This window comes from Silvimonas sp. JCM 19000, from assembly GCF_054652575.1.
This window is the reverse complement of the sequence record NZ_BAAIHC010000039.1, coordinates 21,135-29,925: the sequence shown is the minus strand read 5'-3', so window position 1 is coordinate 29,925 and position 8,791 is coordinate 21,135. Positions and strand designations below refer to the sequence as shown.

8 protein-coding genes are annotated in these 8,791 nt (G+C 60.4%); 4 read left to right on the top strand and 4 right to left on the bottom strand.

Features of this window, described 5'->3' with window-relative positions; genetic code table 11:
• Positions 1–306 precede the first annotated feature (306 nt).
• The 3 genes from ACYQ1A_RS20850 (at position 307) to ACYQ1A_RS20840 (ending at position 2,900) form a co-directional block, all read left to right on the top strand.
• Entirely contained in the window at positions 307–912 is a 606-nt protein-coding gene (locus ACYQ1A_RS20850; protein WP_062224191.1) for a TetR/AcrR family transcriptional regulator, read from the top strand.
• Positions 913–1,021: 109 nt separating this feature from the next.
• Positions 1,022–1,711, top strand: a complete 690-nt coding sequence (locus tag ACYQ1A_RS20845; RefSeq protein ID WP_499365645.1) for a type 1 glutamine amidotransferase domain-containing protein — start codon at positions 1,022–1,024, stop codon at positions 1,709–1,711.
• Between the two features lie 208 nt (positions 1,712–1,919).
• Complete coding sequence (locus tag ACYQ1A_RS20840) at positions 1,920–2,900, top strand: ChbG/HpnK family deacetylase (protein ID WP_499365642.1); 981 nt, start codon at positions 1,920–1,922, stop codon at positions 2,898–2,900.
• A 7-nt stretch (positions 2,901–2,907) separates the two neighbouring features.
• Here ACYQ1A_RS20840 and ACYQ1A_RS20835 read toward each other — a convergent pair whose 3' ends face one another.
• A complete protein-coding gene (locus ACYQ1A_RS20835) occupies positions 2,908–4,698 on the bottom strand; it encodes a glycoside hydrolase family 15 protein (protein ID WP_499365641.1) in 1,791 nt (596 codons plus the stop codon).
• Between the two features lie 238 nt (positions 4,699–4,936).
• Between ACYQ1A_RS20835 and ACYQ1A_RS20830 the strand changes: the two genes are divergently transcribed.
• Positions 4,937–5,362 (top strand): PRC-barrel domain-containing protein, encoded by a 426-nt coding sequence (locus ACYQ1A_RS20830; protein ID WP_062224188.1) that lies wholly within the window; start codon positions 4,937–4,939, stop codon positions 5,360–5,362.
• A 175-nt stretch (positions 5,363–5,537) separates the two neighbouring features.
• Here the strand turns inward: ACYQ1A_RS20830 and ACYQ1A_RS20825 are convergent, their stop codons facing one another.
• The 3 genes from ACYQ1A_RS20825 to ACYQ1A_RS20815 all read right to left on the bottom strand — a co-directional run bounded on the left by ACYQ1A_RS20825 (position 5,538) and on the right by ACYQ1A_RS20815 (position 8,453).
• Positions 5,538–5,762 carry a hypothetical protein gene (locus ACYQ1A_RS20825; RefSeq protein WP_499365640.1) on the bottom strand — a complete coding sequence of 75 codons (225 nt, stop codon included), beginning with the start codon at positions 5,760–5,762 and terminating at the stop codon, positions 5,538–5,540.
• A 77-nt stretch (positions 5,763–5,839) separates the two neighbouring features.
• Positions 5,840–7,336, bottom strand: a complete 1,497-nt coding sequence (locus tag ACYQ1A_RS20820) for a RecQ family ATP-dependent DNA helicase (protein ID WP_499365639.1) — start codon at positions 7,334–7,336, stop codon at positions 5,840–5,842.
• On the bottom strand, positions 7,314–8,453 hold the full coding sequence (locus ACYQ1A_RS20815) for an alpha/beta hydrolase fold domain-containing protein (RefSeq protein ID WP_499365638.1): 1,140 nt from the start codon (positions 8,451–8,453) through the stop codon (positions 7,314–7,316). The genes ACYQ1A_RS20820 and ACYQ1A_RS20815 overlap by 23 nt, the downstream gene beginning before the upstream one ends.
• Positions 8,454–8,791 lie beyond the last annotated feature (338 nt).

Here is an 8,791-nt window from a genome sequence, read left to right as displayed (position 1 = left end):
AATGGCGTGGCGTAGCTGCGACCGCTGCCTCGTTGCTGCGCAACATCGGGTGGGCGTGGGGGCTGGGCCGTGACGGTGAAAGACTTTGTCGCGTGCTTATCGCGCTATTTTGCGCGTGGCATCGGTCCCCGCCGCGCGGAACCCACGCCACGGCGGCGTGGCAGCAATAACGCGTGGGAGGACGGTCTTTACCCACCGTCGCTGCGCTGCGGCCACTTTGCTCGCGCCGAGACCTTTGCATCCACTTCGGAAAATAAATCAAAAAACCACTAGACGACTGGTCTAATTGTGGTTTAGATTGCGGCCATGGCTACTTCACATGTCTCCGCAGCGCACGATGTCCGCAGCAATATTCTTGCAGTGGGGCAACGGCTGATCAGCGCCAAAGGGTTTACCGGCGTCGGACTGAACGAGATTTTGTCTGAGGCTGGTGTGCCCAAGGGTTCGTTCTATCACTACTTTGCGTCCAAGGATGCATTTGGGGTGGCGCTGCTGGAAAGCTATTTTGCCGACTATCTTGCCGAGATGGATGCGGCCCTCGCCCTGCCGGGCAAGAATACGGCGCAGCGTCTCCAGGCGTACTGGCAGATGTGGCAACAGAATCAATCGTTCTGCGATTGCCAAGGCAAATGCCTGGCGGTGAAGTTGGGTGCAGAAGTAGCGGATATGTCGGAAACCATGCGCGCCAGCTTGAAGCTGGGCACTGCGGGCATCATCAGTCGGCTGGAGCACGCGCTGTTGGCGGGCCGGGCCGATGCGTCGCTGGTCTATGCTGGCGACGCGGCCAGTCTGGCGCATAGCTTGTATCAGTTGTGGCTGGGCGCCAGCATCATGGTCAAGATCAGCCGCACAACCGAGGCTTTCGACCAGGCGATGCAAACCACACGCCAGTTAATACACCCGCCGGCTTGACGGCGCGGGCATATCAAGCGCACTTCTACGGAAGTGTTTTTTCAGCACCAGTTACTAGACGACTAGTCTACTTTTTAGATGTACGACCCCACCCTCTGGAGTATCCAACATGAAAGTACTGATGGTTCTGACCTCGCATGACCAACTGGGCAACACGGGCCGCAAGACCGGTTTCTGGCTGGAAGAACTGGCCGCGCCGTATTACGCCTTCAAGGAAGCAGGCGTCGATATCGTGCTGGCATCGCCGCTCGGCGGTCAGCCGCCGCTGGACCCCAAGAGCAACGAACCGGCCAATCAGACCGATCTGACCCGCCGCTTTGAACTCGATGCCGCGGCGCTGGAACAATTGGCGCACACCGTGCGGCTTGATAGCGTCCACCCAAACGACTTCGATACCGTGTTCTACCCGGGTGGTCATGGCCCGCTGTGGGATCTGGCGGAAGACCAGACCTCCATCCAGCTGATCGAGACCTTTATCAGCGCGGGCAAACCCGTCGCGCTGGTGTGCCATGCACCGGGCGCTTTGCGTCATGTGCGCGCTGCTGATGGCAGCCCGCTGGTCCAGGGCAAAAAAGTGACCGGCTTTACCAACTCGGAAGAAGCCGCCGTGGGCCTGACCGATGTGGTGCCGTTTCTGGTGGAGGATGAGCTCAAAGCCAAGGGCGGCGTCTACTCGCGTGGCGATGATTGGGGCCCTTACGTGGTGAGGGATGGCCTGCTGATCACCGGGCAGAATCCGGCCTCGTCGGCACCGGCGGCCCATGAGCTGCTGCGCCATCCGGCCTTGGCTGCGCAATAAAACGCCGCCGCGCGCTGTCCACAGCGCGCGGCTTTTTAATTTGCGCCCGCTCACCGGGAACCCCAGGCGCCGCCAGACCTCCAAAATCGGCCGCATGCCTGGCGTGCGTGGCTTTAGTGACATCCAGGCGATATAAAGCGACAAAAAGATGACGACCACTTACACATGTGGTTGCATATGCACGTTTTCCAGGAAAGGAAGTTGCCGCTTGTTGCTCACCCCGCGCCTTGTTGCTGTATGTACGCTTACCGCGTGGCTGCTGTGCGCGCCTGCGAGTTATGCCTCGCGCCTGAGTGAATGTCTGGGTTTTGGCCCCAAAGACCGCGTTTTGATTGTCGATGCTGCCGATGTCGGCTTACAGCCCGATATCGACGCCGCCGCATTCGCGCTGGTCGATCAGGGTTTGATCCAGACCCTGTCCGTTATCCCCACCGGCCCCGATTTTGAAAATGTCGCGCGCATGGCCCGTGAACGCGGTTTGCCGGTCGGGCTGGAACTGACGTTGACCAATGAGTGGCAAGACAAGCTGCCATGGGGCACGGTGCTGCCGCGTGACCAGGTGCCTTCGCTATACGCCGACGCCACGCATTTGTGGGCCGACACTGAACAGCTGGGCGTGCATGCCGAACGCGGCGATGTGCTGCGTGAAATGCTGGCGCAGATCGGTAAAGCGCGCGGCGCCGGGCTGCAGATCAGCCATATCCAGTCGCACCGCATGTTCTGGCGGGCCAACCCCGAGATCATGAAGTTGTATCTGACCCTGCCCGCCGAAACCGGCATTCCGCTGGTGGCGCAAATGTGGGAATTACCGTTCGAGCGGCAGATGGCGCGTAATCTCACGGGCCAGCAAGTCGGCGTGATTACACCCGATGCCACGGTGATGTTGTACGACCCGGCGCGACGGCTGGCGGGCGAGCGCTACGGCGGTTATGACGAATTGCTGCCCTTGCTGCCAGCAGGGATTACCCATCTGACCATCCACCCGGCGCAGCCCAATACCAAAGCGCGTAATGTGTTGCCGGACCAGGCCATGCGCGTCTCCGATTACAACCTCTGGCGTGACGGCAAATTGCAGAAGGCGGCGCGCCAGCTGGGGGTCAAGACCACCGATTTTGCCCCGCTCAAGCTGTTGCAAAGACGGGTAGATGACGGCGCCGATAGCTGCATTGCCGTGCCCAGCGCCAAATAAGCCGGGCTTAGCTGGCGCGTTCGCCCGCCATCGGACCATCGCCGGTCAGTGCAAACGCAGTGAACACGATCGACATATGCGAAAACGCCTGCGGGAAATTGCCCAGCATTTGCTGGCCCACCGGATCGTATTCTTCCGACAGCAAACCGAGGTCGTTGCGCAGGCTCAGTAAATGCTGGTACAGCGCGCGTGCTTCGTCCATCCGGCCTTGCAACACCCAGTTATCTGCCAACCAGAAGCTGCAGGCCAGGAAGGCGCCCTCGCCCGGGGGCAAACCATCGCGTGATTCGGCGGTGCGATAGCGCAGGACCAGACCGTCTTGCAGCAAATATTTTTCTACCGCCGCCACCGTGCCGATAATGCGCGGATCATCGGGCGGCAGAAAGCCCACCAGCGCCAGCCCCAGCAAACTGGCGTCGAGCTGGTCGCCGCCATAAACCTGCACAAAACTGTTCAGCTCCGCATTAAAACCCTGGGCGCAAACGTCGGCATGGATCTGGTCACGCAATTGCCGCCAGTGTGCAACCGGGCCGTCCATATCAAACTGTTCCGCCGTTTTGATGCAGCGATCCACCGCCACCCACGCCATCATCTTGGACGAAGTAAATTGCTGCGCGCCCCCGCGCACTTCCCAGATTCCTTCATCGGGCGTTTGCCAGATACGCTCCAGCCGCTCCAGCAGATTGCATTGCAGCGACCACGCATCGTCATCGGCCGCCAGTCCGCCCCGCCGCGCCTGATACAGGGCATCCATCAGTTCGCCATAGGTATCCAGCTGCAATTGCGTGGCAGCCTGATTGCCGATGCGCACCGGGGCCGAATTGGCAAAGCCCGGCAGCCAGGGGATCTCTTTTTCGTCGAGCATGCGTTCGCCCGCAATGCCATACATGATCTGGATCTGATCGGCGCTGCCAGCCACCGCGCGCACCAGCCACGACCGCCACGCCGCCGCTTCCTCGACATAACCCGCGCGTAGCAAGGTCATCACCGTCAGCGTGGCGTCACGCAGCCAGCAAAAGCGGTAGTCCCAATTACGCACACCCCCCAAGGCTTCAGGCAACGAGGTGGTGGCGGCAGCGACGATGGCGCCGGTGGGGGCATAGGTCAGCGCCTTGAGCGTAATCAACGAACGCTGCACCGTGTCTTTATATTCGCCGACTTCCAGGCAGCGATCCGACCACGCACGCCATTCCTGCTCGCAATGCGCCAGCGCTCTTGTGACATCAATCGCGGGCGGCGCGGGCAGATGCGATGGCCCGTACGACAGCGTAAACGGCACGGTCTGGCCTGCGCTCACCGTAAAACGTGCCACGGTCGACAGATCGACGCCTTCGAGCGCAACGGGCGTGCGCAACACCACCATATCGGGGCCAGCCACGGCGTGGATGCCGTCTTGCTCGGGCAGTTGGCGCACCCACGGCACGGTCAGGCCCATATCAAAGCGCAAGCGCAACATCAGCTCCATGTCGACTTCGCCTTCCAGCCCTTCAACCAGGCGGATCAGATGCGAATGTTCGTCGCGGAACGGCATGAAATCAGTAATACGCACGCGGCCGCTGGCGCTGCGGAATTCCGTATCGAGAATGAGCGTGCCGGGCCGGTAAGCGCGCTGCACAAATTCGCCCGCCACCGGCGCAATGCGCCAGCAACCGTGCGCGTCATTGCCAAGTAGCGCAGCAAAGCAGGCGGATGAGTCAAAGCGCGGCCAGCACAGCCAGTCTATGCTGCCCGCCTTGCTGACCAGGGCGGCCGTTTCACAGTCACCAAGCAAGGCATAGTCTTCAATACGCGAGGGCATGAGTTGATCCTGTAAGCGATGTAAAACCTTAACGGCCCAGCGCGCGCGTGGGCTGTCGGTCAGCGGCGTGAAGGGCTGGGTACGATGTCTGACATGTAGGCGCTTTCTTTAGCACTAACGGGTGACGTGGGCGCGGGTGATGCGGACGCGTCCGACAGGCCGCCGGCGGCCGCAGCGCTAAGCTCGGTTTATCCAATCAGCGATGCGTAACGCATCCGTATATAGAGCGAGGAGCATCATGATGAACAGCCCCAATCCCATTAATCTGCCGGTCAACCAGGGCGCCACTGCGGGCGCTGCCTTTGATACCAGCCGCCGCCGCGTGATCGCATCGCGCACGCTGGAAGGTGCCAAAGTGGTGAATGATCTTGGTGAAGAACTGGGCAAGATCGACCAGGTCGTGCTGGATATCGACCGTGGCCGCATCGCTTATGCCGTGTTGTCCTTCGGCGGTTTTATGGGCCTCGGCGACAAACTGTTTGCGCTGCCGTGGTCGTCGCTGCAGTCCGACCCGGTGAATGAACGTTTTATTCTGAGTGGGGTGGACCGCGCCCGGCTCGAAAGCGCACCGGGTTTTGACAAAGACCATTGGCCCGTGTTTGCGGATGACCAGTGGGCCGTCGGCATCCATGACTACTACGGTATCGATCCGTACTGGCAATAACGCTATGCGATAACCCATAGGGTGGGTCTCGACCCACCTTTCAAAGCTGTACGCCCAAGCGCAAGGTCTGGCTGCCGGGCGCTGGTTTTATGGACCACGCGGACTTAAACGCTATGCCAATCGCGCGGTCTCGGGTGACGGCTTTGAATGGTGGGTCATGACCCACCCTATGCGTTTATTTGCGGTAGATGGTGATCGCATCCACAAATTGCTCTTCGCCCACCTTGGCGTAGCGCTGATCAATCAACTCAAAATCCGCCGGTAACTTGTGTGCCCACTGCCGCACCAGCGCGTCGAATTGCTCGGGCGACAGTTGCGCCTGTTCGGCAGTGACGGTGAGGGAAGTCTGGGGTTTGACGCTTTGCAGATAGCCTGCAAGCTTGATGAGATTGGCAAACATAAACGGCGCGGCTCCGGCTAGACGGCAGCAATTTTAACTCCGACCGCCTGCGCCGCAAACCGTTCGCACGGTTTGCATCAGGCGACCAGCTCGACCGGTTCCAGACAGTTGTCACAATGGCCGCAGCGCTCAAACGGCGCGGCTTCGCCAAAATACTCCAGCAGAAAACACCAGCGACATTGCGCGTTTTGCGCGTAATGCATCATCTGGTCCAGCTTGTCCTGGTCGGCCAGCGCCACGGCCTCAAACCGCGCCGCCAGATTATCGAGATGCTCGCCAGTATTGCCCTCCACCGAAACACGCCAGTGCTCATCGGCCAGCTCCACCAGCCGGTCACGCCGCAGCACCGCCAGAATCACATCCTGCTTGCCGCGCGGCATCGGCTTTAACGCCTGGCGCAGGGCCCTGGTACTGACCGCTTCGCGCTGACTGCCGCCCATTTCTTCGAGGGTGCGATAAACCTTGCCGATATCGCGCCGCGTGGGGTAACGCCCACCAAGAAAATATTTTTGCGTGCGCTGATCCGCAAGGTCATACAACAACACGCATTCGGCCAGCTCGCCATCGCGCCCACCGCGGCCCGCTTCCTGGTAATACGCTTCCACCGTGGCGGGAAATTCAAAGTGGATAATCTGCCGGATATCGGCCTTGTCGATGCCCATGCCGAAGGCACTGGTCGCCACAATGACCTTTACTTCGCCCGCCATAAAGCGGTCCTGGTTTTCGTGGCGCTGTTTAGACGGCAGGCGGCCGTGGTACAGCAAGGCTTCTACGCCATTGGCCAGCAAAAACTGGTGGGTGGCCTCGGCGGTTTTGATGGTGGCGGCATAAACAATGCTGGTGCCGCCTTCGGCCAGTTGCTCCAGCAATAATTGTTGCTTCTCGGCCGGTTGGGTGACGTGCTCGACGCGCAAGGCCAGGTTGGGCCGATAGATGCTGGTGTTGAGCACGCGCATATCCGGGCGATCAAGTTGCAGCTTGATATCAGCAATGATTTCATCAGTGGCCGTGGCGGTCAGCGCCAGAATGGGCGGACGGCCGAGGTCGCCCACAGCCTGGCCGATATGCAGAAACGCCGGGCGGAAATCATGGCCCCATTGCGAAATGCAATGTGCCTCGTCAATCACGATAAAGTCGATGCGGATGGTTTTGAGCGCATCAATAAACTCGCTGCGCGCCAGCCGCTCGGGCGTGACAAACACAAATTCGAGTTCTCCCGCCAGCAAACGCTGCATGGCCTCGGCTTCTTCCGCCGCGCTGAGCGTGCTGTTGAACAAGGCGGCTTGCAAGCCCAGCTCGACCAGTTTTTCCTGCTGATCTTTCATCAGGGCAATCAGCGGCGAAACGATCAGGGTGGTACCGGGCAAGGCCAGCGCGGGCAGCTGGTAACACAGCGATTTGCCCGCGCCGGTGGCCATGATGGCCAAGGTGTCCTGCCCCGCTGCAATCGACCGGATAACCTCATCCTGGCCTGGCCTTAACTCGGCAAAACCAAAGGTCTCGCGCAGGGTTTTAGCAACTGAACTACTCAGCGCCTTGCCGAGGGATTTACTAAACGCGCGGCGCTTCGCCATGTTGGAATGCCTGTCTGAGTTCACTGCTTGCAAGTTCGACCGCGTCGTTGGCTTTATCCAGCACCGCGCCCATGCCAAAGAATTCGTGGGTCACGCCTTTGAATTCGTGATACCGCACCGGCACGCCGGCCGTGGTCAGGCGTTGAGCATACGCTTCGCCATCCGAGCGCAGCGGATCGATCTCGGCGGTGATAATTGTGGCTGGCGACAAACCGCGCAAATCGGTGGCGCGCAGAATCGAGAATAGCGGGCTGCTGCCGTCTTCCGGCCGCGCCAGATATTTGTCGTAAAACCACGGCAGCATCGCGGTATCGAGCGGCTTGGCGCCTTTGTTCTCTTGCTGCGACGGCGTGTTGAAGGAGTAATCGGCCACGGGATAAATCAGCAACTGATGCAGCGGTACTTGCAGATTATTGTCGCGTGCGCGGATCGCCACCGAAGCGGCCAGATTGCCACCGGCGCTTTCACCGGCGATGGCGATCCGGGCGGGATCGCCGTTCAGCGTGGCGGCGTTATGCAGCGCCCATTGCCATGCCGCATAGGCGTCGTCATGGGCCGCCGGAAAACGATGCTCCGGTGCCTGGCGATAATGCACCGAAATCACGATGGCCTGCGCCCCATTGGCCAGCGCGCGCGGCGAGGCGTCGTAGACATCCAGATCGGCAATCACCCAGCCGCCACCATGAAAATACACAATCAGCGGCAGCAAGGCGCTGGCGGCGGCGTTTTGCGGCCAATAGATGCGCGCCTGCAGCGGGCCGGTGGCGCCGTCGATCGTGCGGTTTTCTATCTTGGCCACTGGCTGTGGCGACGCGTCCTGGCCGCGTGCCTGCAGCAATGCCACCACGGCATCGGCGGGCGTCGGGTTGGCTCGGGCGGCGGCTACGCTCAGGGTCTCGACGGGCTTGGCCCCCAGCTTGACCAGTTGGTCCAGCACGGCCTGCATTTGCGCATCCGGCACGCCGCTGGCGGCCTGGTTGAGCGCGGTGCTGCGACCGGCTTCGGCTTCAAGCTTGCCAGCCAGCTCGCGTTGTTCATTACCGGTGGCCACACCGGTCCATTCCTTGACTTTGCCGCGGGCCTGTTCCAGACGGCCCTGGAATTCTTGCTGATTCATTGTTGCTCTCCTTGCATACCACCGTCCGCACATCGCAACGCGGCGTCGGGCTAGCGGGGTCGTTAGGCGGAATCGAGCATAGATTGTGCCGCCTGACATCAAGGCTTACTAACGGGGCAAAACTGATCGCGCTGTAGGCGTTTTTCACTTGCCGCAACCTGCTGCTGACAGCCTTTGTGAGGTGTTTTAAACATTCAGCACAATGCTTACAGAGTGCTTAAGTCGTTTTGTATGACAAATTTCACCTTTTATCGCCCGAAGGCATATTCAGGCCTTTCCAACTCCCATCAGATAATCATAATATGCAGCTGAAATTAACAAGGGCGCGGTCTGCGCCC

Bases quoted from the DNA above. Each gene is read 5' to 3' on its own strand.
- ACYQ1A_RS20850 (WP_062224191.1), top strand. From the start codon at position 307: ATGGCTACTTCACATGTCTCCGCAGCGCACGATGTCCGCAGCAATATT.
- ACYQ1A_RS20845 (WP_499365645.1), top strand. From the start codon at position 1,022: ATGAAAGTACTGATGGTTCTGACCTCGCATGACCAACTGGGCAACACG.
- ACYQ1A_RS20835 (WP_499365641.1), bottom strand. From the start codon at position 4,698: ATGCCCTCGCGTATTGAAGACTATGCCTTGCTTGGTGACTGTGAAACG.
- ACYQ1A_RS20830 (WP_062224188.1), top strand. From the start codon at position 4,937: ATGATGAACAGCCCCAATCCCATTAATCTGCCGGTCAACCAGGGCGCC.
- ACYQ1A_RS20825 (WP_499365640.1), bottom strand. From the start codon at position 5,762: ATGTTTGCCAATCTCATCAAGCTTGCAGGCTATCTGCAAAGCGTCAAA.
- ACYQ1A_RS20820 (WP_499365639.1), bottom strand. From the start codon at position 7,336: ATGGCGAAGCGCCGCGCGTTTAGTAAATCCCTCGGCAAGGCGCTGAGT.
- ACYQ1A_RS20815 (WP_499365638.1), bottom strand. From the start codon at position 8,453: ATGAATCAGCAAGAATTCCAGGGCCGTCTGGAACAGGCCCGCGGCAAA.